Raw genomic sequence first — 22803 nt, 5'->3', positions numbered from 1 at the left:
TTGAATAATCCGAAAGTATTTCTTACTGCTGAATGGCGCAAACTAGCTTTGGCACAGTATGCCGTAGATAAAGAAATACTTTCGAAATACTTGCCTCCGCATACCATACTGGATGATTGGCAAGGCAAATATTACGTGAGTTTAGTGGGATTTATGTTTGTGGATGTAAAATTGCGTGGTTTTAATATTCCTTTTCATACTAATTTTGAAGAAGTTAACCTAAGGTTCTACGTCAAATTTAAAGATGGTGGCATTTGGAAACGAGGTGTTGTATTTATTAAGGAATTTGTTCCAAAACCTGCTATCACTTTTGTAGCCAATGCCCTTTATAAAGAAAACTATCAAACACTGGCCATGAAACACCTTTGGGTTGAACAGAAAGATCAACTGGAAGTAGCGTATTCCTGGAAAAACAGAAATTGGAATAGTTTTGCGGTTACTGCTACATCAAAGGCAGAAGATATTTTGGCTGGCAGCGAGGAAGAATTTATTACTGAACATTATTGGGGTTATACCAAAATCGCAGAGAATAAAACCTCTGAATATGGTGTTGAACATCCGCGCTGGCAAGCATATCCCATCAAGGATTATAAAATCAATGTTGATTTTGGAATTAATTATGGCGATGATTTTGCTTTCTTAAACAGTGCCATTCCCGATTCTGTAATTCTTGCTGAAGGATCAGAAATCAGGGTTTTAAAAGGTAAAAAGTTTTAATCTGTTTACCTAATAATGGTCGGTATGCTGAGTTATATTTTATAATATTTTCCACGCGCTAAAACAAGAGAAGTCAAGTTTTTAAAACTTGACTTCTCTAAATCTTAAACTCTTTTACGATAACTGAAAGATTATTTAGCAACTGCTTTACCTGAATAAGTTGCCGCTAATTTTAATGCATTGTAAGTATTTACAATTCCGCCACTGATACAAAGATCAGAAAAAGGAACAGAAACTTTTTCGGCATCTGGTCCTTCGCCTTTAGCATATTCTACATTGTGGTTCACTTTAGTAACCGATTTAACGATAATTTCTTTTACTTGCGCTGCCGTCAATTTAGGGTAATAAGAACGGATTAATCCGGCTAAACCAGCCACAACAGGAGAGGCCATACTCGTTCCATCTAAGTTTTTGTATTTAGAACCCGGTACGGTAGAGTAAATCTGAACACCAGGAGCGAAAACATCAACCTGTGTTTTACCAAAGTTAGAGAAACTGGCTTTTAGTGTTTCATCGTCTTGAGGACCTGAAGCACCAACGGTAATCCATGAAGCAATGGTTTTTTCATCTAAATCTTTATGGTTAGGGAAATTATTTTCGACATCGATATTTTTGTTTTCGTTACCTGCAGCCTGAACGATCAGTACATCTTTAGATGCTGCATATTTCATCGCTTCGTTAACAATAGCTTTATCCCAGCTATAAGCTTTACCAAAACTCATGTTAATTACTTTTGCGCCATTATCAACCGCGTAACGGATTCCATTTGCCACATCTTTATCTCTTTCATCACCATTTGGCGTACAACGAACACCCATAATGGCAACATTATCTGCTACACCTAAAATGCCAAGTTTGTTGGTTCTGTCAGCTGCAATAATACCAGCTACGTGCGTGCCGTGCATAGCATCAGGGCCTGCAACATCATTATTGCCATAAAATTTTTCCTTAGGGTTGTTAGGATCATCGCCAACTATGGAGCGTGGATCATAATCAAGATTTAAGTTGTATTTGGCCTGGCGTGTATAATAATCAAATCCTTCTACAATTTGATCTTCGTAAAAATCTTTAAAACTGCCTTTTTCTAATTGTTGACTTAGTACATTTTGGATCCTGCCCTCAACCTCAGTAGCTGGTTTAAAGTTTTTAAAATCTTCTGCGGTTGGATTTTCTTTACCGATTTTCTTTACTACTGCATCTAAAGCATTTTTAAAACCAGTAATACCTGCCAGATTTTCCTTAGCTTCCGCTAATTGTTTTTCTAAATCGGCTCTTTCTGCTTTAAAAACCTCGAAATCTTTTTTATCTTTTTCTGCTACATTCGCATCTGTGGTATTGGCAAAACGTACCTGGTCGCGACGAACTAAACGGGTTAATTCTAAAGTTTCGAAGTTTACAGATTCTTTAGGGCCACCAATAAAGTTCCAGCCATTAATATCATCGATATAGCCATTCTTGTCATCATCCTTACCATTGCCAGCTATCTCTTTGGTATTTACCCACATAATCCGTTTTAAATCCTCGTGTGTAGCTTCTACACCGCCATCATTTACGGCTACAATTACTTTAACAGATTTTTTACCTTTTAAAAGTTCTTTATATGCTTTTTCCGTACTGATTCCGAAAGTGCTATCACTTTTAAGATCAAGGTTTTGCCAATTGGCTTTTTGCGCATTGGCCAAAGTTGGTACTGCACTTACGAACGCAATGCTTAATAGCGCGCTAAAAATTCTACTCTTATTCATTTATGTATTTTTGTATTAAACGGTGAAAGTTAATTTTAATTTTTTTATTGAAAGAAATTCTATTAAAATTTAATGCTTTCCAGCTATTTTATTGCAGAGCTTTATTAGCAGTTTTAATAAAAAAGCCGTCACCTCGACCCGAGCACCAAAGAGTGGAGATATCTATCTGAACAGATTCCTCGACCTTATTGCACTCCGCTCGAAATGACGACCGATCTAAAAAAAATTACCTTACTCTATTTTAAGCCAGCTGCAATTTTCTTGGCCATTTCATCATGTGATTCAATTACTTTTAAAGTATTCGTAGCCCATTCTTTAATGCTTTGGTCACGGTTTTCAATCCCTTGTTTAAATAATGCTACTGTTTTTTCATGATCGGTAACCATCATAGCCATATAATGTTTATCAAATGCTGTACCGGTCATTTTTTTCATTCCATCCAAATGGATCTGCTCATCGGCGGGCAGTGCATCAGGAGTAATCACTTTTTTGTTAACCGCCAACGCTTTTAATTCTGCATTCGCTTTGGTATGGTCGGCAAGCATTTTAGCTGCGAAGTCTTTTACTTCGGTACTTTTTGCATTTTTTGCTACAATCTTAGCTGCTTCAACTTCCATAATACCACCTACAGCTGCTTTTCTTAAAAATGTAGCGCCTGCCTCATCAATACCAGATTCTGTACTCTCGGCACCGGCAACATGGTTACCATTTACCATGGTAGTATCGCCAGAAACGCTGTCTTTTGTAGTAGCCGATTTTTTATCTGCAGTTTGACAGGCCTGAAAGGAAAGTGCCAAGGCAAAAGCTGTTGACAATAAAAATATCTTTTTCATGTTTTCTCTATATTTAATAGATTAGAAACAAGAGCACTGGAAAAAGGTTTTTGTTGTAAGGGTTATTGTGCTACTCCATATGGATTTTTGATAACAATAGCCATTAAACGCTCCGGATTTTCCACTGGTTCAAAACCAAATTGTTTGTACAATCCATGTGCATCCAAAGTGCCTAAGCGATATGTTCTTAATCCCTGTAAATCGGGATGAAAGATCATAAACGACATCAGTTTTTTAGCTAAACCCAAGCCGCGGTAGTTTTCTTTAACATAAACATCACAAAGCCATGCAAAAGTAGCCTTATCGGTTATCCATCGTGCAAAACCTACCTGTTCCTGATCTTTATAAATTCCAAAACAAAGCGAATTTTCTATAGAACGTTTTACGGTATCCAGCGGAATGCCCTTTGCCCAATATGACTCTACACTTAAATAATAATGTATGGCTTCCAGATCTAAAAGGTCCTTTTTATCAGAAAATATAAAACCGTTTTCGCTGATTTCCATTTTGATTAATGATTGAATTTTAAATGATTAAATGAGTGAATTCTTTCAAAATCCACTTAAAAAATTAGCTGAATTTTTCTAAGCCTCTTTCGCAGTTAACCGATTAACCAGTTCAGATAATTAAGCCTTTCTAGTTACGCATATTAATAAACTGCAGTGGCTGATCAAAATCTTCATTTCTACAAAGGCTGATCACGGCCTGCAAGTCATCAATTTTCTTTGCGGTAACCCGAACCTGATCATCCATAATAGATGGTTGAACTTTTAAGCCGCTGGCTTTGATTTTCGCCACCACTTTTTTTGCTGCTTCTTTATCCAAACCTTCTTTTATGCTGATTTCTTTTCTGATCATGTTGCCTGAAGCCTGATGCTCGTCGCCAAAATCTAAACTTTTCGGATCTAAATTCTGTTTCATCATCCGCGAAATAATGGAATCTTCGATTGCTTTTAATCGCATATCATCTTCAGTAACGATGGTTACTACGTTTGTTTTTTTATCCAGATCGATGGTGCTTTTCGATCCGTTAAAGTCGAATCGGTTAAGGATTTCTTTTTTAGCATTGTTAATGGCGTTGTCTAATGTCTGCGCATCAACTTTACTTACAATATCAAAAGAAGGCATGGTTTTAGCTTTAAAGTAAAAAAATAAGTAGATTTAATAGAAATTAATCCATCCTCACAAAAAAACGAAAAATAATATGAAAACCACTAAACCAAAGTCTCAAAAAAAGATCACAAAAAAAGAAGTTAAAAAACAACTTGAGCAGTCAATCACGGATAAGTTTTTAGAAGTAATTAAAAGTTTAGGTCATGATGTATCGGAAATTAGTACAGAGGTTGGTAAGGCAAGTAAGCGGGTGGCTAAAAAATTAACCAAAAAATTTACCATTGTAAAAGCAGATGTGGGACAAAAAATTGATGATTTGTTACATGCATCTAAAGAGAAAGCAAAAGCAGCGGAAAAACCTGCTGCCAAAGCGATAAGTAAATCTGAAAAATCTGCGGAAAAAGTTGTTAAAAAAGCTGTTGCGAAGGCAAAACCAGTAGTGCAAAGCATTAAAGTTGCCGCAATAGAAACTGAAGAAAAAGCAGAAAAGGTATTGGCAAAATCAGTGGCGACAGCAAAAGAGGCTGTTAAAGAAGCCACTAAAGTAGCTAAAAAAGCAGTAAGTAAAGCGCCGGAAACGGCTAATGAGGTTGTTAAAAAAACGGTTGCGAAAGCTACCCCTGCGGTTAAGAAAGTAGTAAAAAATCCTGCTGGAAAATAAATTTGTTAACGTTAACATGTAAATGAATTAACATCGATTTAACAAATTAATGTGCAGTTTTGAACATCCCTGTTTGGCAGGGATTTTTTATTTTTTTAAATGAGTAATAAGAAGATTCCATTTTTTAACCGCGAAATCAGTTGGCTTTACTTTAATGAACGTGTATTGCAAGAAGCGGCCGATGAAACAGTTCCGCTGATTGAACGGATTAAATTTCTATCTATATTTTCTTCCAATTTAGAAGAGTTTTATCGTGTTAGGGTGGCTACCATGACCCGGTTAACCAATCTGAACGATAAAGCAAAGGCACTTTTGGGATTTAATCCAAAGAAAATTCTGAATGAGATTAAAAATATCGTTGTAAAACAGGAAAGAAAATTCGACCAGCTTTTTCAGGCTACCTTAATTAACGAACTTGCTCAAAACAGGATTTTTATTTTAAACGATACTCAACTGAATGTAAGCAGGGGAGAATTCGTTAAAAATCATTTCAGGGATAAGATTTTATCAAATGTGGTTCCGATTATGCTGGATATGGATAAGCCATTTCCAGAACTGAAAGACCGGTATCTATATTTCTTTGTTAAACTTTCTAAAAAGGATACAAAAGTTAGAGAAAAGTATGCATTAATCGAAATTCCGCCTAATTTACCCCGGTTTTTGGTGCTGCCGGAAACAAACGATCTAAAGTTTATTATTCTTGCCGAAGATATTATCAGGTATTGTTTAGATGATATCTTCTATGTTTTTACTTACGATAATTTAGAGGCTTATTCGATCCAGTTAACACGGGATGCCGAACTGGATATTGATAAGAACATTAATGATAAGTTTATCGAAGATTTAAAAAGCAGTTTAGAAAAACGCAAAAAAGGGAAACCAATGCGCCTGCTTTATGATTCGGCCATGCCGCTTAATATGCTTACCGTTTTAGTAAACAAACTCAAGCTAGAGGCAGATAGTTTAATCCCTGGCAACCGTTACCATAAATTTGGCGATTTTATCGCTTTCCCGAATGTAGGTAAAAAGGAGCTGGAATATGCACCGAACGTACCGCTTAAGGTACACGATCTGCATAGAACCCAAAGCATGTTCAATAAAGTTGCTCAGCGCGATTATCTGGTGAATCTGCCATACCAATCGTACGATTATATCATTTTATTTTTGCGTGAGGCAGCCCTTGATCCAAAGGTTACGGAGATACAGATTACTTTATATCGCTTAGCTGAAAACTCGAAAGTAATCAATGCCTTAATTAACGCTGCTAAAAATGGAAAGGCTGTTTCTGTTTTATTAGAACTTAAGGCCCGCTTTGATGAACAGGCTAATATTTACTGGACAAGCCGCTTAATGGAGGAGGGTGTTAAGGTGAATTATGGCTTAACCGATTACAAAGTACACTCTAAGATTTGCTTGGTTAAACGGATTGAAAAGGATAAGCCGGTTTACTACGCCAATTTAGCTACTGGGAATTTTAACGAGAAAACTGCAGGTTTATATTGCGATCATAGCATTTTTACCGCAAAGAAAGAGATTACCAATGATCTGGTCAAACTTTTTGATGCATTGAGCAAGCGTACCGTAACCAGGGGCTTCAAACACCTTATTGTTTCACCATTGGAGAGCCGTTCTAAGCTGGTTAATTTCATCAACCGCGAAATTAGAAATGCCAAACAGGGTAAACTTGCTTATATCATGCTAAAAGTAAACAGTTTAGCTGATGAAGGCATTATTTCCAAACTTTACGATGCGAGTAATGCCGGGGTTAAAATTCAGCTTATTATACGCGGTATCTGCTGCCTGGTGCCAGGCGTAAAGGGCTTTAGTGAAAATATTACCGCTATTAGTATTATCGATAAGTTTTTGGAGCATGCCCGGGTTTATATCTTCGGTAATAATGGTAAAAACGATATGTATTTATCTTCTGCAGATTTAATGAGCAGAAATTTCGAGCACCGCGTGGAAGTAGGTTTTCCAGTCCTGGATCATGATGTTAAACAGGAGATACAAGACATTATTGACCTGCAACTGCAAGACAATACCAAATCGAGGCAAATTAATGCCTTAAACAATAACAAATACCACAAAAACAGATTAAGTAAAAAAATAAGGGCACAGGTAGACATCTACAACTATTTAAAAACCAAGCATCAATCATAATGTTAAGATACGCAGCTATAGATATCGGTTCGAATGCGGTGAGGTTACTCATTGCAGATATTAGCAAACAAGACGGAAAATATAAATACAAAAAGAATACTTTGATACGTGTACCACTCCGGTTAGGAGATGATGCATTCCTGGATCAATATATTTCCGAGAAAAAATCTGCAGACCTGGTAAAAACCATGACCGCTTTTAAAAATCTGATGGATGTGTATCATGTTTCCGAATATTTAGCTTGTGCAACATCTGCCATGCGTGAAGCCAGCAACGGACAGGATATTGTAAAACTGATTAAGGAGCAAACAGACGTTACCCTGGAAATTATCGAGGGACAGCGGGAAGCGAATATTATTTATGCCAACCATATAGAAGAAGAATTAGACGAAAATAAAAACTACCTGTATATTGATGTGGGTGGGGGTAGCACCGAATTATCTGTTTTTGTAAAGGGTACTCCGGAAGTATCAAGATCATTTAATATTGGTACAATCAGAATGCTCGACAATCAGGATAAGGAAGAAACCTGGGAAGAGATGAAAGATTGGGTAAAAGAGCATACAAAAGAATATAAACACTTAGCTGGTATTGGTACGGGTGGCAATATTAATAAATTGTTTCGCATGTCGGATGAGAAGGAAAATGCGCCTTTATCGTTACAGAAATTAAATTCGATGTATAATAAATTAACCAGTTATTCATTGAAAGAAAGGATCAATACTTTGGGCTTAAATCCCGATCGTGCGGATGTAATTATCCCCGCTTGCGAAATTTATTTAACTTTAATGAAGTGGACGGGTATAAAACAGATTTATGTACCTAAAGTAGGAATGGCTGATGGGATTATTAAATTATTGATAGAAGAGAAGCTGGATTAGAGCAATCATTTCATACAGGTGACATCGTTTAATGATAAATGGCTGGCTGATAGTATATTTAATACGCTAAAAGAAGCCGTTTAATGTGCGCGTATAAACTTACTATATTAACATCCTGAATGATTAAAATATAATGATATATTTGCTAATTAATTTAGTAAGTATGTCGGTAAACGTTAATATCACTTCAAAGGGAATACAAAAAGTACTTAAGAACTATAATGAAAAGCAGGCTATTGCGGAGTACATATGGAATGGTTTTGATGCCAATGCGAATACCATCCGTATAGATTATGTAGCCAATGCGCTTGGCCTTTTGGAGCAGTTAACTATTGCTGATAATGGTTATGGAATTAATTTTGATCGCTTACAACAAAAATTCGATCCGTTTTTCGAATCTGAAAAATCTATTCAGATTGTAGCACCAAAGCACACCTCGAAAATGCATGGCCGTAATGGGGTGGGGAGACTTACCTTTTTTACCTTTGCGAATAATGCTGTTTGGCAAACCACTTACCAATCCGAAAAAGGATTTTGTTCTGGCGAAATACACATTAACACTGGTGCTTTAAATAGTTACAGCCATGATTTTTCCAGCGTTCCGGAGAATACTGGAGAAACTGGAACAACCGTTTCATTTACTAATTTGAAGATCAGTCAACAGGATTTAGAAGAAACAGTACTTCCTTTTTTGATAAACGAATTCTGTTGGTTTATTGAATTGAATAAACACAAAAATTACTCGATTATTGTAAATGGTGAAGCATTAGATTTTAGCAGCAATATTAAAACTGTAGAAGAGTTTAATCTTTTTTATCCCGATACTGCCGTTAATTTTAAGATTAAATATGTTCATTGGAAAGAAAATCTGCACAAAGAACTCTCTAAATACTATTTCTTAACCAGTGGAGAAGAGATTTATAAAGATTACACCACCTTAAATAAAAAGAGCGACGATTATTTTCATAGTGTTTATATTGATAGTGATTTTTTTCGTGATTTCGATTTTAAGAGTTTCGAAAATGAAGGGCAGGTGGCCATATTTGGTGCTGCTAAATCTTCGGCCGAATATAGATTTTTGATTAAAGCACTAACGGAATATCTTAAAAGTAAACGTAAACCGTTTTTAAAAGAATATGCCAACTGCCTGATTGAAACTTACGAAGAGGATGAGATATTTCCTGTTTATGCCAGCGAAAGAGAGCAAGAATTAAGGAAACCGGAGTTGGTTAGTTTAATTAAGGCATTATATGAAGTGGAGCCTAAATTGTTTAGTAGTTTAAATACCGATCAAAAGAAAACCATTGTACGTCTTACCGATCTTTTAATGCGTTCTAACCTCCGTGATGAAATTTTTGAAATGTTTAATGGCATAATCGAATTAGAAGCCGAAGAGCAGGATGAGTTATTGAAATTGATAAAAGGCCTTGAAGCGACGAAAAATTAGATTAACATTTTATCGGTGATTTAGTAATTTCAAGCTGATAGTTCTGCTTTTTTTATCCTATTCTCAAAATCTTTGTTATTTTAATAATATATATTCATTTTTATAGCGGCAGTTTAGCTGTCAGTTTCGTATGATGAAGAATGTTTATTATTAAATCTTACTGTTTTTGTATGAATGAGCAGTTAGGGTGTTTTGAAACAGGTATTCCCATAGAAATTTACGGATTGAGCGAAAAATCAGTTACAATAACGTTCGGAATGGCTATTGATAACGGTTTGTTGCGTCTGATTACTGATTTTAATCAATTGCTGTTGCAAAATCCTTTTCCTGGTTTTATTACTACCGTTCCTGCTTACACTACATTAACTGTTTTCTTTGATCCGTTAAGTGTGATGTTATCAGATCTCCCGGGAGAGGTTTGCTTCGAAAAGGTATCCGCTTATTTAAATGAAATTGCACAAATAAAAAGAGAAAAATCAAAAGTAATAGCTGATAAAGTGGCTATTCCGGTATGTTATGGAGGCAATTTTGGTCCGGATCTTTCAATAGTAGCCCGCACCAATAACCTTACTGAAACTGAGGTAATCAATATTCATAAGGCTGGCGAATACACTATTTTTATGATCGGTTTTGTACCAGGTTTCGCTTATATGGGCGGTATGGATACCAGATTATCAACGCCTAGAAAAGAAGTTCCAAATGCTAAAATACCCGCAGGATCAGTAGGTATTGCAGGCAATCAAACGGGCATTTATCCAATGGAAACACCCGGAGGATGGCAGGTTATTGGAAGAACTCCATTAAAGATGTTTGATGTAACCCGTTCGCAGCCATCACTTTTAAAGGGAGGCGACCTGGTTACTTTTAAATCCGTTGATATAGATGAGTTTAATGCTTATGCTGAATATGAGTATGAAAGTCAGCATCATTAAGCCGGGCTTGTTAAGCACTGTTCAGGATCTGGGCAGGTACCGATACCTCTCGCAGGCTGTACCTGTTTCTGGCGCGATGGATGAATTGGCTCACCGGTTAGCCAATAAAGCTGTTGGCAACAATGATAATGATGCGACCATTGAGTTTACCTATGCCGATGCTTCGTTTAAAGCTGAAACAGCTATTTTAGTGGCTTATTCCGGTGATGGAGCTTTCCTGGTTTTTAATGATCAAGTAATGCCTGCAGAAAAGCCATTGTTTTTTCCGGCAGGCTCCGTTATAAAGCTGATCCATAATGCAATGGGGGTGCGTACCTATCTGGCTGTTGCTGGTGGATGGAATGTGCCTGATCTAATGGAAAGTAAAAGTACATTTCTTGCTGCTGCTTTTGGTGGCTTTAAGGGAAGAGCATTGCAAAAGGCAGATGTTTTGATCGGTGGTACCACTATTAGCGATGTATCACAAGAGATATTAGAAAAATTAATTCATCGGTCGTTAACCTATCCAAATTGGCGCATTTCGCGCGAAAGTTTGCTACCAGAGAAAAGGCAAAACATCAGAGTTGTGCTGGGCAATGAAATCGGCTGGTTTGATGCAGCATCCATTATTTCATTTTTAACCAATTCTTATACCGTCGATAGAAGGAGTAATCGAATGGGTTATCATTTATCTGGAAAACCATTGGTGAGAAAGGTTAAAAAGGAATTGCTCAGTACGGCAGTAACTCCCGGGATTATTCAGGTCACCGGAAGTGGCGACTTGATTATACTCATGGCAGACTGTCAAACAACAGGTGGTTATCCACGTATTGCCCATGTTGCAGCGGTCGATTTGCCTTTATGTGCCCAGTTAAAACCCGGTGACACCATTCATTTTTCTGAAATTTCGAGAGACGAAGCGGAAGAACTTTACCTGGAACGTGAACAGGATTTATCATTAATTACCACTGCAATAAGTCTTAAATATATCAAAACATGAAAATGATCGATCTTAATTGCGACATGGGAGAAGCATTTGGGAATTATGTTATGCCCAATGACGAAAAACTAATGGATTATATTTCATCGGCAAATATTGCCTGCGGTTTCCATGCCGGCGATCCGGCTGTAATGCAGCAAACTGTAGCTTTAGCCTTAAAAAAAGGAGTAGCCATTGGTGCGCACCCTGGTTTGCCCGATCTGCAGGGCTTTGGTCGTAGAGAAATGAAGATTAGCCCAAATGAAGCTTATCAGCTAACTTTATATCAAATTGGTGCATTAAGTGCTTTTGTAAAAGCTGCAGGTAGCAAATTACATCATGTTAAGGCGCATGGTGCATTATATAATATGGCAGCAAAGGATACTGCTTTAGCAAAAGCTATTGTGCAGGCTGTTTACGATTTTGATCCAGGCCTGATCTTATATGCCTTAGCAGGAAGTAAGATGATAGCTGAAGCTGAAAAAGTAGGCATAGTTACCGCATCAGAAGTTTTTGCCGACCGTAGTTATCAGGATGATGGTTTGCTTACTCCACGCTCAGCAAACAACGCTTTAATTACTAACGAAGAAGATGCTGTAAATCAGGTTTTGGGATTCGCGCTAAAGCAGGAAGTAAAGAGTGCAAACGGAAATCGTATCGCCGTAAGAGCAGAGACTATTTGTTTGCATGGCGATGGTGAACACGCTGTTGCTTTTGCTAAATTAATAACTGAACGATTACAAAAAGAAGGCATCTTAATTAAAGCTCCATCAATATGAAGCCTAAATACAATTGGAGTGTACTTTTAGGAGCTGCATTTTTAATGGCTTCTTCGGCCATCGGTCCTGGATTTTTAACACAAACAGCAGTTTTTACCCAACAACTAGGCGCTAGTTTTGCCTTTGTTATATTGCTATCCATCATATTAGATGCCATCGCACAGTTAAACGTTTGGCGGATTATTGCAGTTGCTGATAAACCTGCTCAAGATATAGCCAATAAGGTTTTTCCGGGTTTAGGTTACTTTATTTCATTTCTGGTTTTTTTAGGTGGTTTGGCTTTTAACATTGGTAATATTGCTGGTGCTGGCTTAGGATTAAATGTGTTATTTGGCATTAGTGTAGGGCAGGGCGCTGTAATCAGTGCTATTATGGCAATAGGGATCTTTATTTACAAAGAAGCGGGCAAAGCAATGGATGTTTTTGCCAAAACCATGGGGTTGATTAAGATTGTACTGGCTTTAATTATTGCCTATACTAGTTCGCCACCATTGGCAGAAGCCGCATTAAGGGCTGTAAACCCTACACAGTTTAGTTTTACCGCCGTATTAACCATTGTCGGTGGAACCGTTGGTGGTTATATTACTTTTTCGGGCGCTCATCGCTTATTAGATGCCAGGCAAACCGGAATCCAAAATTTGGGTGCCGTAAATAAAGGTGCATTAAGTGCCATCGGACTGGCATCTATCATGCGCTTATTGTTATTTATTGCTGCTTTGGGCGTAGTAAGTAAAGGTTTTACCTTAGATCCATCCAATCCGGCCGCCTCGGTTTTTAAATTGGCCAGCGGCGAAATAGGATATAAAATTTTTGGTGTAGTGATCTGGGCTGCAGGAATTTCTTCTGTAGTGGGCTCTGCTTATACTTCCATCTCTTTTATCAAAAGCTTTCACCCACTGATCTTAAAGTTTAATAGAGAAATTATCATTGCCTTTATATCCATCTCCTGCATCATTTTTATCCTGATCGGTAAACCCGTAAAAATATTGCTTACTGTGGGTGCTATTAATGGTTTTATTTTACCCATTGCATTGGGGATTATGCTTATTGCGGCTTATAGAACTAAAATTATCGCAAATTATAAACAACCACTTTGGTTAACACTAACAGGTTTAGCTGTGGTAATCACCATGGTTTGGATGAGTTACGGAACCATTTTACAGATGATTAAAGGAGAATAAATCTTTATTTACATGACTACAATTACGAAATATCTTTGCCTTTTCTTACTATTGAATTCCACCTGTTTCGCGCAGCATGCCGCACAGGCTGTTGCTGTTGAACCCGGTGTTTCTCTTGCCCTGGCAAACTCCAGAAGTGCCGCGATAAGTAACATTCAGTATCAGCTTCATTTTAGAATACCAGCAGCGCAATCAGAATCAATTCAATCGACCGAAAATATTGATTTTAAGCTGAATAAATTGGATCAATTACAAATTGACTTTAAGCAAAATGCTGATCATTTGAAAACGCTTACTGTTAATAAGAAATCCATACCTATCGATTTTAAAGCGGAACATATCTTAATCAAGCAAGCGTATTTAAAGGTTGGGAATAACCATATCGAAATCGAATTTATTGCGGGTAATGAATCGCTAAACAGGAATAAAGATTTTTTATATGCGCTTTTTGTTCCTGATCATGCGAGAACGGTATTTCCTTGCTTTGATCAGCCTGATTTAAAAGCTAACTTTTTACTTTCATTAACTGTTCCAACCAATTGGAAAGTAATGGCTAATGCGGTAAAAAAAGATTCGTTGGTACAAGATAATTTTACCACCTATCATTTTAATCATTCAGATAAATTGCCCACCTATTTATTCTCTTTTACTGCAGGGAAATACACACTTGTTAATCAGAAAATGAAAACCCGTGATATGGAATTTCTGCACCGGGAAACCGATTCAGCTAAAATTAAGTTCAGCGTAGATTCTGTTTTTATAGCCCATCGCGATGCCATCGATTTTTTGGAAAACTGGACCGCGATAAAATACCCTTTTCAGAAAATAGGTTTTGTCAGTATTCCAGATTTCCAGTTTGGCGGTATGGAGCACCCTGGTGAGGTACAATATAAAGCATCCTCATTGTTTTTAGATCAGGGAGCTACCAAAGATCAGTTCATTTCCCGTTCAAATCTGATTTCGCACGAAACGGCGCATATGTGGTTTGGCGATCTGGTGACCATGAAGTGGTTTAACGATGTTTGGATGAAAGAGGTTTTTGCCAATTTTATGGCCGATAAGGTAACTGAAAAGTTAATGGGCAAAAATACTTTTGATCTTAAGTTTTTACAAGACCATTATCCTGCAGCTTATGGCGTAGACAGGACATGGGGCGCTAATCCCATTCGCCAGCAATTGGATAACTTACAAGAAGCTGGATCGATGTATGGAAATATTATTTACCATAAAGCACCAATTATGATGCGTCAATTGGAGCTGTTAATGGGCAAAGAGAACTTTCAAAAAGGGATCAGGGAATACCTGAAAAAATACAGTTATGGCAACGCTACCTGGAATGATTTGATTGCCATTTTAAGTAAATACAGTAAAAGTGATCTGCTGAGTTGGAATAAAGTTTGGGTAAATGAACCTGGCCGGCCGGTTTTTAGTTATGATATTAAATACAGTGGCGATAAAATAAGTAACTTAAGCTTAAGTCAGAACAGTGAAATGGGGCAGGCCCGGGTGTGGCCACAATCTTTTACGATTAAGCTGGTTTATCCAACCTATAGTAAGTTTTTGGTAGTAAATGCAATGAATGCACAAACTGTTTTAAATGAAGCAAAAGGTCTTCCAAAGCCGTTATATATTTTGTTTAATGCAAATGGTGCGGGATATGGCCTTTTCCCGATGGAGAAAGAGATGATGGCAAATCTTTATAATATTACTGATCCTTTAGAACGTGCATCAGCTTATATCAATGCTTATGAAAATATGCTTTCGGGCAAAAGTAATAAACCTGAGGAGCTTTTAAATGTATTGCTTAAAGGTATAGCAACGGAAAAGAATGAGATGAACCTGAGGTTGATCACAGGGTACATGACCAATATTTACTTGACATTTTTAACTGACGAAAAACGAACGGGTATCCATGCGGTGATGGAAAAAACAATTTGGGACGCAATGGAGCAACAGCAAATGCAAAACAACAAGAAAATTTTGTTCAATGCTTATCAAAATGTGTATCTGAGTGCCGAAGCTGGAAAAAGAATGTATAATATTTGGCTCAAGCAAAATGCGCCAACTGGAATCAAATTGTTAGAAGATGATTATAGTGCATTAGCTTTAACGTTGGCGCTTAAATCAGATACTGTTAACACGATCTTAAAAGATCAGCTGGAACGGACCAAAAATGAAGACCGTAAAAACCGGCTAATTTATTTAATGCCCGCATTATCTTTAAATGTTAAGGAAAGAGATCGTTTCTTTAATGGTTTAAAAGACCGGAAAAACCGCCAGAAAGAAGCTTGGGTAACTACGGCTTTATCTTATTTGCATCACCCCATCAGGCAAAAAACATCTATTCATTATTTGAAAGAAAGCTTAGACTTATTAGTAGAAATACAGCAAACTGGCGATATATTTTTTCCGCAATCGTGGTTAGCGGCTATATTCTCGGGTTACAATAACAAAGAAGCAAATGCCATAGTGCAAGATTTCTTAAAATCACATCCTGCTTACAATCCAAAATTAAGGGATAAAATTTTGCAGACTACCGATAACCTTCGACGGGCGCAAATCATCATACATTAACTTTTAATTAAATAAATTTGTTACAAACGGGTTTATGAAGAATTTATACTTTCGTCGCGAGAGCGTTAATTTAGATTTGAAAAGGGTAAGCATTAATTTGTTTGCCCTTTTCTTTTTAGATCTGGACTGGAAGCCGATTGACTTACTTATTCTTAATTTTAACATTCACATATATAGGTACTCTTTGAAATTACTTTATAGATCAAATATGAATTAAATAGTTATTTCATTTTTTGTGAAATAATTTATTTTGTGTCATTAATTGTGAAATAATATTAATTGTTTCATTATATTTGATATAATTAATGGTAAATTAAAAAGATGATATGAAAGACTACTTTGTATTAATGGCGGATATAGTTGATAGTAGAAGAAGTGATCAAAATAAACTCATGAGTAACTTTAAAACAGTAGTTAGTGAAACTAATTATGAAAATAATGAACTCATGCTATCTCCGATGACAATTACTTTAGGAGATGAATTCCAGGGAATAGTTAATGATGCTAAAGCAGCTGTGAAATTGATATTTTCTATTGAGGAGAAAATTGTACATCTCAACGCTGGATTTAAACTAAGATTTGTATTGGTTGAAGGAAAAATAGATACACCAATTAATAAAATCATTGCTTATGAAATGCTTGGTGATGGATTAACACAGGCGCGTGAAGCATTGGCGCTCCATAAGAACTCAAACATTAGGTATTATTTTGATCTTAGAAATAAAACTAAAAGTGAAGCCTTAGTAAATAGCATGTTTTTATATCAAAGCATCGTTGATGATTGGAAAATTAGCAAAGATTATGATCTGATTACCAAATTCATTAAATTAAGGGATTATAAAGTTGTTGCAGAACAATTAGGAAAAACTCGTTCTCAAATATGGAAAAGAGAAAAAAGCCTTAAAATAGAAGAGTACTTTTCAGCTAAATCATTAATAAATTACATCTCAGAATTACCATGATCTCAATCTTAATTATAGGCATACTGATTATCGCATGCGAGTTAATACTTGCCTTTTTGTTTTCGCTTATTGCACAACAGTATTACAAAAAGTCGGAAATAGATATTAGATCAATTAGCAAGGGATTCATCGAACGTCTTTTTCTGACAATCTTTATGTTTAATGGTATTCCTCATGCGCTAACTTTTTTTAGCGCATTAAAGTTAGCAACAAGGTTAAAACATGACGATAAAACAGGGGAGACAGAAAAATTTAACAGCTATTATTTAATAGGTAATATGGTTTCTGTTACAGTTGCTCTATTTTACGTTTACATATGGAATCATACGGGAAATATCGAAAATGCTGTAAATCGGGTTCTAAATAAATGAGTATTATTGGGTTATGAAAGTAATCCAATGAACCCAAAGTAGTTCTTTACTTGGCTTATGTTTTATTCCCAGCTGCTTTTAACATACGTGTTCCCTAACATTGTATATAAAGGCCTAATTAAAAGACTCAGTTTCGTTATTCAGGTCATCCAATAAACCATTCAACAAAATTTCTCTTTTATCTTCAATCGAAGTATCATCCTGGATATAAACAGTAAGGTTCGTATTTTCTGCGGCTTGAGTATACATATCGGTCTGGTTTATGTTTATCAATTAAATGTCTATGATTATTTAACGTAGATTTTTGAATATAGTTTGTAACTTTTTTATTTGAAATTTAATAATATTCCAGTTAAAGAATAAATTATTCCTGGTCAAACATTGATCTACTTATTCAGGTTATCATTACAACAAAACAAATCCTATCAATGAAACATTACGACGCGATAATTATCGGAGCGGGGCAGGCAGGTACACCATTAGCCAAAAAACTTGCTGAAGCGGGCAAAAAAACAGCCATAATTGAGAAAAGATTGGTGGGTGGCACCTGTATAAACGATGGTTGTACACCAACAAAAGCTATGATTGCTTCTGCAAGGGCAGTTTATCAAGCCAGAAAAGCAACTGAACTTGGCGTAGAAGTTGGAGCCATCAAAATTGATTTCAAGAAGATAAAACAGCGCAAAGATGATATTGTAGAACAGTTTAGGGCATCGTCAGAAAAGGGAATTAACAATACAAAGGAACTCCGGCTCATTTTCGGAACAGCAAAATTCAGCGCTGAAAAAGAATTAACCATTGCCCTTAACGATGGTGGTGAAGAAAAAGTAACTGCTGATTTGATTTTTATCAATACCGGAGCAAAAACTGCCATACCTGATATAGAAGGACTTGATGAAATTGATTATCTTACATCCACAACAATTTTAGATATAGAAACCGTTCCAGAGCATTTGGTGGTGATCGGCGGCAATTACATCGGACTGGAGTTTGGGCAAATGTTTAATCGCTTTGGTAGTAAAATAACCATTTTGGAAAAATCATCAGGCATATTAGCTAAAGAAGACCAGGATATTTCATCAGCCCTTACCGAAATCTTAACAGATGAAAAGATTGAAATCATTACGGCTGTGAAGATTGATAAAATCAGTCAGGATAAAAAACAGCTTCATCTTTCAATCCAATCGGGTAAAACAAAAAAGAACATTACGGCAAGTCATGTATTAATTGCAGCCGGACGCATACCGCAAACCGCTGATTTAGGCCTCGAAAATTGTGGTGTTAAATTAGATGATAAAGGACATGTAATCGTGAACGAAAAGTTGGAAACCAATATTAAAGGAATTTATGCATTGGGTGATGTAAAAGGTGGGCCCGCCTTCACCCATATCGCCTATAACGATTATACCATTGTTTACCGTAACCTGATTGAAGGGACGAAATATTCCATTCACGATCGGCCGGTACCATATTGCATGTTTACCGACCCTCAACTGGGGCGGATAGGCATTTCTGAAAAAGAAGCAAAAGAAAAGAAATTGAATTATAAGGTCGCCGTTCTGCCAATGTCGAATGTTGCGCGCGGTATCGAAACAAACGAAACTTTGGGGCTGATGAAAGCAGTTGTAGATGCTGACACTAAAGAGATTTTGGGTGCTGCTATCCTGGCCTCAGAAGGCGGAGAAATTATGTCTGTTCTGCAAATGGCAATGGAGGGCGGTATTACTTATGATAGGATTAGGTATTGCGTTTTTGCGCACCCTACCTATACCGAATCGCTGAATAACTTATTTATGAAACTCGATAAATAGTATGATCGAATTAAAAGGGATAAGCAAGAAATTTGGAGATACCCAGGCGGTAAAGCAAGTCTATTTTAAAGTTGCCGAAAAGGAAACATTGGTATTGTTAGGTACCAGTGGATGTGGTAAAACCACCACTTTAAAAATGATCAATCGTTTAATTGAGCCCGATGGAGGCCAGATTTTTATTAATAATGAAAACATCACCAATCAGGATCCTGATGTATTGCGCAAGAGTATAGGTTACGTGATGCAGAATATTGGTCTTTTTCCGCATTATACCATTGCGGAGAACATTGCACTTGTACCTAAACTTTTGAAATGGGATAAGGAAAAAATTAAAAGCCGTACGCAGGAATTGATCCAAAAACTTCATCTACCGGAAAGCACGCTGGCGATGTATCCGCATGAGTTAAGTGGCGGACAGCAGCAGCGCGTAGGGCTAGCCCGTGCGTTGGTTACCGATCCATCGGTATTGTTGATGGATGAGCCCTTTGGAGCCTTAGATAACGTTACCCGTACCAGTATCCAAAAAGAATTTAAAGCACTCGAAGAGTTGAAAAGAAAAACGATTGTGATGGTGACACATGATGTTCAGGAAGCTTTTGAACTGGCAGACCGGATCTGTTTAATGGATAGAGGTGAGGTAGTTCAGATTGGAACACCCAAAGAATTATTATTTCGGCCTATAAACGATTTTGCAAGGAATTTTCTCGCCGGACAAATGCTGGCATTAGAGTTTAAAGTAATTAATATCCAGGATATTTGGACTTATCTACCTGAAGAAACCATTCATGAGGGAGAAAGTAAATCTGCTGATTTAAGTATATGGGAAGCCATGGAATTATTAAGGAATAATGACCGGTCTGAGCTTTTCGTTTCAGGCGCTGATCAGGCAATCAAATCGATCAATTTCGAGCAGTTAACCAAAGGATTTAACCAATACCAAAACGCACAGCTGCATGAATGAGCAACATCAAACCATATGGCAATTTATGTCGGGGCAGTCTGATAAACTGCTCAGTCAGACTTTACAGCATGTAGGTTTAACCTTTATTTCTTTAATCCTCGCTATTGCCATTGGTTTACCCTTAGGTATATTGATTGCGAGAAAGCGTAAACTTTCCGGAACGGTTTTGGGCATTGCAGGGGTGTTGCAAACCATACCAAGCATTGCCTTATTGGGATTTATGATCCCGGTTTTAGGGATTGGTGCAAAACCTGCAATCGTAACACTGCTCATTTATGCCTTGCTGCCGATTATTCGAAATACTTATACGGGCATTATTGGCATTGATCAGCATGTTAAAGAAGCGGCCAGGGCTATGGGGATGAGTAAAGGCCAGATTTTACTAAGAGTAGAATTGCCGCTCGCTATGCCCGTTATTCTGGCAGGTATCCGTACTGCAACCGTAATAAATGTGGGCGTGGCTACTTTGGCCTCATTTATTGCCGCAGGAGGCTTGGGCGAGTTTATTTTTGGCGGCATTTCGCTCAATAATACCAATATGATTTTGGCTGGAGCCATTCCAGCCGCTTTGTTAGCAATTATACTAGATGCTTTACTTTCACTTGTCCAGAAAATGGATTTTAAGAAGTTAAGGAAAGCCTTGTACGCTTTTCCTATCGTGATTTTGATTTTGGGTGGTTTTTATGCTTTACCAACAGCTTATGGCTCTACTTTAACAGCTGGATTTACTCCCGAATTTATGGGCAGGCAGGATGGCGACCTCGGATTAAAATCAACTTATGGTTTAAAAATACATACCATCGTGATCAGCGATGCAGTGATGTACAAAGCTGCTTTTGCAAAAGAACTGGATGTAATCAGCGGTTATTCTACCGATGGCCGCTTAAAAGCTTTTGACCTGAAAATTTTAAAAGACGATAAGAATATTTTTCCGCCCTATTATGCTGCACCGATTGTTCGTGATGAAGCTTTAAAACAATTCCCCGAATTGGAAAAAGCCCTCAATCTACTCTCCGGGAAAATTACAGATTCGATCATGACTGATCTGAATTACAGAACAGATTACCTGCATCAAACACCAGAACGGGTGGCAAAAGATTTCCTCATTGGTTCAGGTTTATACAAAGCGCCTCAAAATGGACATAAAGGTACCGTGCGCATAGGATCTAAGATTTTTGGCGAGCAATATATTCTTGCTGAAATGTACAGCATGTTGATTAAAGGGAATACAGATTACGATGTAGCTACTAAAACCGGATTGGGCGGAACAAAAATCTGTTTTGATGCGCTGATGAATGATCAGATTGACTTTTACCCTGAATATACCGGAACAGGTTTACTGGTTTTATTACAGCCTGATCCAAAAATTGCAAAGGAAATGGCGCACGATAGAAACAAAACTTATGATTATGTCTCTACCGAATTTGAGAAAAAGTTTAAAATCAAATGGCTAAAACCAATCGGTTTTAATAATTCTTATGCTTTAATGATGCGGCAAAAACAATCAAAAGAACTGAATGTTAATAGCATCACAGACCTTAAAAATTATCTGGATAAAAATTAATGACACTGCTAGAAGAATACTTACAGATTCGGAAATATTCCGAGCAGATTTGTGAACCTTTACAAACTGAAGATTATGTGGTGCAACCTGTTGTAGATGTAAGTCCACCTAAATGGCATTTGGGGCATACCACCTGGTTCTTCGAAACCTTTATATTGAAGCCATTTTCGGCTAACTATCAGGTATATAACGACGATTATAATTTTGTATTTAACAGTTATTACGAAACCGTTGGCAATCGGGTAATCCGTACCGACCGGGGCAATTTAAGCCGGCCAAGCGTGAACGAAATTTACCAATACCGGGCTTATGTAGATGAAACCATGACAAATTTTTTAAACACACCTTTAAAGGATGAAGTTAAAGAATTATTGGTTTTGGGCTTTAATCACGAGCAGCAGCATCAGGAATTGTTATTAACCGATATTAAATATATTCTAGGCAATAATCCATTATTCCCTGTTTACACTAAAAATAAAAAAGAAATTTTAGCGATTGAAAATGAATCTGGTTTGATCGATATCTCAGCAGGAATTTACGAAATCGGTTATGAAGGAACTGGTTTTAGCTTTGACAATGAACTGAACAAACATAAAGTTTACCTGCACGATTTTGCCATCAGTAAAACATTAGTCAGCAATGCCGAATTTTTAGAATTTATCAAAGCAGGCGGATATGAAAATTTTAATTATTGGCACTCCGAAGGATGGGATTGGGTAAAAAGCAACTGCATCACATCACCCATGTATTGGCATTTGATTGATGGAGAATGGTTTAATTACACTTTGGGCGGACTTTTACCAATTGATCCGAATGCGCCGGTAAGTCATGTCAGTTATTACGAAGCTTATGCCTATGCCAGTTGGAGCGGCATGCGTTTGCCAACCGAATTTGAATGGGAAGTGGCGGCAAAAAGCTTTAATTGGGGCGAAAGGTGGGAATGGACTGAAAGCGCATACCTCCCTTATCCTGGCTTTAGTAAAGCACCCGGGGCCATTGGCGAATATAACGGCAAATTTATGGTCAATCAGAAAGTACTTCGCGGAGCATCCATAGCTACTCCGCAAAATCATTCACGCATTACTTATCGAAATTTCTTTCATCCGCATTTAAGATGGCAATATACGGGCATACGCCTGGTAAAATAAAATAA

Annotated in this window: 20 protein-coding genes; 15 read left to right on the top strand and 5 right to left on the bottom strand. The window is 37.1% G+C overall.

Annotated elements, in window-relative coordinates; genetic code table 11:
- Entirely contained in the window at nucleotides 1-717 is a 717-nt protein-coding gene (locus tag IM793_RS09980; protein ID WP_193420911.1) for a YqjF family protein, read from the top strand.
- A gap of 131 nt (nucleotides 718-848) precedes the next feature.
- Here the strand turns inward: IM793_RS09980 and IM793_RS09975 are convergent, their stop codons facing one another.
- From IM793_RS09975 to IM793_RS09960, 4 genes are all read right to left on the bottom strand, one after another.
- Nucleotides 849-2462, bottom strand: coding sequence for a S8 family peptidase (locus tag IM793_RS09975; RefSeq protein ID WP_193420909.1), 1614 nt, complete (start codon nucleotides 2460-2462; stop codon nucleotides 849-851).
- A gap of 236 nt (nucleotides 2463-2698) precedes the next feature.
- Nucleotides 2699-3295 carry a DUF4142 domain-containing protein gene (locus IM793_RS09970; RefSeq protein ID WP_193420907.1) on the bottom strand — a complete coding sequence of 199 codons (597 nt, stop codon included), beginning with the start codon at nucleotides 3293-3295 and terminating at the stop codon, nucleotides 2699-2701.
- A gap of 62 nt (nucleotides 3296-3357) precedes the next feature.
- Nucleotides 3358-3801 (bottom strand): GNAT family N-acetyltransferase, encoded by a 444-nt coding sequence (locus tag IM793_RS09965; RefSeq protein ID WP_193420905.1) that lies wholly within the window; start codon nucleotides 3799-3801, stop codon nucleotides 3358-3360.
- A gap of 130 nt (nucleotides 3802-3931) precedes the next feature.
- Nucleotides 3932-4423 carry a YajQ family cyclic di-GMP-binding protein gene (locus IM793_RS09960; protein WP_132397938.1) on the bottom strand — a complete coding sequence of 164 codons (492 nt, stop codon included), beginning with the start codon at nucleotides 4421-4423 and terminating at the stop codon, nucleotides 3932-3934.
- A 76-nt stretch (nucleotides 4424-4499) separates the two neighbouring features.
- Between IM793_RS09960 and IM793_RS09955 the strand changes: the two genes are divergently transcribed.
- The 10 genes from IM793_RS09955 to IM793_RS09910 all read left to right on the top strand — a co-directional run bounded on the left by IM793_RS09955 (nucleotide 4500) and on the right by IM793_RS09910 (nucleotide 16943).
- Complete coding sequence (locus IM793_RS09955; RefSeq protein WP_193420903.1) at nucleotides 4500-5069, top strand: hypothetical protein; 570 nt, start codon at nucleotides 4500-4502, stop codon at nucleotides 5067-5069.
- A 99-nt stretch (nucleotides 5070-5168) separates the two neighbouring features.
- Nucleotides 5169-7229, top strand: coding sequence for a polyphosphate kinase 1 (gene ppk1 / locus IM793_RS09950; RefSeq protein ID WP_193420901.1), 2061 nt, complete (start codon nucleotides 5169-5171; stop codon nucleotides 7227-7229).
- Nucleotides 7229-8110 (top strand): exopolyphosphatase, encoded by an 882-nt coding sequence (locus tag IM793_RS09945; protein ID WP_132397933.1) that lies wholly within the window; start codon nucleotides 7229-7231, stop codon nucleotides 8108-8110. Before ppk1 ends, IM793_RS09945 begins: the two co-directional genes overlap by 1 nt.
- A gap of 163 nt (nucleotides 8111-8273) precedes the next feature.
- Nucleotides 8274-9557: an ATP-binding protein gene (locus IM793_RS09940; protein WP_193420899.1), complete on the top strand. Its 1284-nt coding sequence runs from the start codon at nucleotides 8274-8276 to the stop codon at nucleotides 9555-9557.
- Between the two features lie 170 nt (nucleotides 9558-9727).
- Nucleotides 9728-10489 (top strand): 5-oxoprolinase subunit PxpB, encoded by a 762-nt coding sequence (gene pxpB, locus IM793_RS09935; RefSeq protein WP_193420897.1) that lies wholly within the window; start codon nucleotides 9728-9730, stop codon nucleotides 10487-10489.
- The gene (locus IM793_RS09930; RefSeq protein ID WP_227256203.1) at nucleotides 10440-11468 is read left to right on the top strand and encodes a biotin-dependent carboxyltransferase family protein; all 1029 of its coding nucleotides are present in this window, start codon (nucleotides 10440-10442) and stop codon (nucleotides 11466-11468) included. Before pxpB ends, IM793_RS09930 begins: the two co-directional genes overlap by 50 nt.
- Nucleotides 11469-11470: 2 nt before the next feature.
- Entirely contained in the window at nucleotides 11471-12226 is a 756-nt protein-coding gene (locus tag IM793_RS09925; protein WP_227256202.1) for a 5-oxoprolinase subunit PxpA, read from the top strand.
- Nucleotides 12223-13407, top strand: coding sequence for an NRAMP family divalent metal transporter (locus IM793_RS09920; RefSeq protein WP_193420893.1), 1185 nt, complete (start codon nucleotides 12223-12225; stop codon nucleotides 13405-13407). The genes IM793_RS09925 and IM793_RS09920 overlap by 4 nt, the downstream gene beginning before the upstream one ends.
- Before the next feature lie 12 nt (nucleotides 13408-13419).
- On the top strand, nucleotides 13420-15981 hold the full coding sequence (locus IM793_RS09915) for a M1 family aminopeptidase (RefSeq protein ID WP_193420891.1): 2562 nt from the start codon (nucleotides 13420-13422) through the stop codon (nucleotides 15979-15981).
- A 326-nt stretch (nucleotides 15982-16307) separates the two neighbouring features.
- On the top strand, nucleotides 16308-16943 hold the full coding sequence (locus IM793_RS09910; RefSeq protein WP_193420889.1) for a SatD family protein: 636 nt from the start codon (nucleotides 16308-16310) through the stop codon (nucleotides 16941-16943).
- A gap of 485 nt (nucleotides 16944-17428) precedes the next feature.
- Here IM793_RS09910 and IM793_RS24970 read toward each other — a convergent pair whose 3' ends face one another.
- Nucleotides 17429-17563 (bottom strand): hypothetical protein, encoded by a 135-nt coding sequence (locus tag IM793_RS24970; protein ID WP_255511958.1) that lies wholly within the window; start codon nucleotides 17561-17563, stop codon nucleotides 17429-17431.
- Nucleotides 17564-17742: 179 nt separating this feature from the next.
- Here IM793_RS24970 and IM793_RS09905 point away from each other — a divergent pair, with 179 nt between their 5' ends.
- Genes IM793_RS09905 through egtB form a run of 4 tightly spaced genes read left to right on the top strand, consistent with a single transcriptional unit; the run spans nucleotide 17743 to nucleotide 22798 of the window.
- Entirely contained in the window at nucleotides 17743-19125 is a 1383-nt protein-coding gene (locus IM793_RS09905) for a mercuric reductase (protein WP_193420887.1), read from the top strand.
- 1 nt (nucleotide 19126) lies between these two features.
- Nucleotides 19127-20086, top strand: a complete 960-nt coding sequence (locus IM793_RS09900; RefSeq protein ID WP_193420885.1) for an ABC transporter ATP-binding protein — start codon at nucleotides 19127-19129, stop codon at nucleotides 20084-20086.
- Complete coding sequence (locus tag IM793_RS09895; protein WP_193420883.1) at nucleotides 20079-21650, top strand: ABC transporter permease/substrate-binding protein; 1572 nt, start codon at nucleotides 20079-20081, stop codon at nucleotides 21648-21650. The genes IM793_RS09900 and IM793_RS09895 overlap by 8 nt, the downstream gene beginning before the upstream one ends.
- Nucleotides 21650-22798, top strand: a complete 1149-nt coding sequence (gene egtB, locus IM793_RS09890; RefSeq protein ID WP_193420881.1) for an ergothioneine biosynthesis protein EgtB — start codon at nucleotides 21650-21652, stop codon at nucleotides 22796-22798. Before IM793_RS09895 ends, egtB begins: the two co-directional genes overlap by 1 nt.
- Nucleotides 22799-22803: the final 5 nt, after the last annotated feature.

Source organism: Pedobacter sp. MR2016-19 (genome assembly GCF_014947265.1).
GTDB lineage: Bacteria > Bacteroidota > Bacteroidia > Sphingobacteriales > Sphingobacteriaceae > Pedobacter.
This window is presented reverse-complemented; position numbering and strand designations above follow the sequence as displayed.

Bases quoted from the DNA above. Each gene is read 5' to 3' on its own strand.
- IM793_RS09965 (WP_193420905.1), bottom strand. From the start codon at position 3,801: ATGGAAATCAGCGAAAACGGTTTTATATTTTCTGATAAAAAGGACCTT.
- IM793_RS09955 (WP_193420903.1), top strand. From the start codon at position 4,500: ATGAAAACCACTAAACCAAAGTCTCAAAAAAAGATCACAAAAAAAGAA.
- ppk1 (WP_193420901.1), top strand. From the start codon at position 5,169: ATGAGTAATAAGAAGATTCCATTTTTTAACCGCGAAATCAGTTGGCTT.
- IM793_RS09975 (WP_193420909.1), bottom strand. From the start codon at position 2,462: ATGAATAAGAGTAGAATTTTTAGCGCGCTATTAAGCATTGCGTTCGTA.
- IM793_RS09930 (WP_227256203.1), top strand. From the start codon at position 10,440: ATGAGTTTAATGCTTATGCTGAATATGAGTATGAAAGTCAGCATCATT.
- IM793_RS24970 (WP_255511958.1), bottom strand. From the start codon at position 17,563: ATGTATACTCAAGCCGCAGAAAATACGAACCTTACTGTTTATATCCAG.
- IM793_RS09945 (WP_132397933.1), top strand. From the start codon at position 7,229: ATGTTAAGATACGCAGCTATAGATATCGGTTCGAATGCGGTGAGGTTA.
- IM793_RS09895 (WP_193420883.1), top strand. From the start codon at position 20,079: ATGAATGAGCAACATCAAACCATATGGCAATTTATGTCGGGGCAGTCT.
- IM793_RS09925 (WP_227256202.1), top strand. From the start codon at position 11,471: ATGATCGATCTTAATTGCGACATGGGAGAAGCATTTGGGAATTATGTT.
- IM793_RS09910 (WP_193420889.1), top strand. From the start codon at position 16,308: ATGAAAGACTACTTTGTATTAATGGCGGATATAGTTGATAGTAGAAGA.
- IM793_RS09905 (WP_193420887.1), top strand. From the start codon at position 17,743: ATGAAACATTACGACGCGATAATTATCGGAGCGGGGCAGGCAGGTACA.
- IM793_RS09920 (WP_193420893.1), top strand. From the start codon at position 12,223: ATGAAGCCTAAATACAATTGGAGTGTACTTTTAGGAGCTGCATTTTTA.
- pxpB (WP_193420897.1), top strand. From the start codon at position 9,728: ATGAATGAGCAGTTAGGGTGTTTTGAAACAGGTATTCCCATAGAAATT.
- IM793_RS09940 (WP_193420899.1), top strand. From the start codon at position 8,274: ATGTCGGTAAACGTTAATATCACTTCAAAGGGAATACAAAAAGTACTT.
- IM793_RS09915 (WP_193420891.1), top strand. From the start codon at position 13,420: ATGACTACAATTACGAAATATCTTTGCCTTTTCTTACTATTGAATTCC.
- IM793_RS09960 (WP_132397938.1), bottom strand. From the start codon at position 4,423: ATGCCTTCTTTTGATATTGTAAGTAAAGTTGATGCGCAGACATTAGAC.
- egtB (WP_193420881.1), top strand. From the start codon at position 21,650: ATGACACTGCTAGAAGAATACTTACAGATTCGGAAATATTCCGAGCAG.
- IM793_RS09970 (WP_193420907.1), bottom strand. From the start codon at position 3,295: ATGAAAAAGATATTTTTATTGTCAACAGCTTTTGCCTTGGCACTTTCC.
- IM793_RS09900 (WP_193420885.1), top strand. From the start codon at position 19,127: ATGATCGAATTAAAAGGGATAAGCAAGAAATTTGGAGATACCCAGGCG.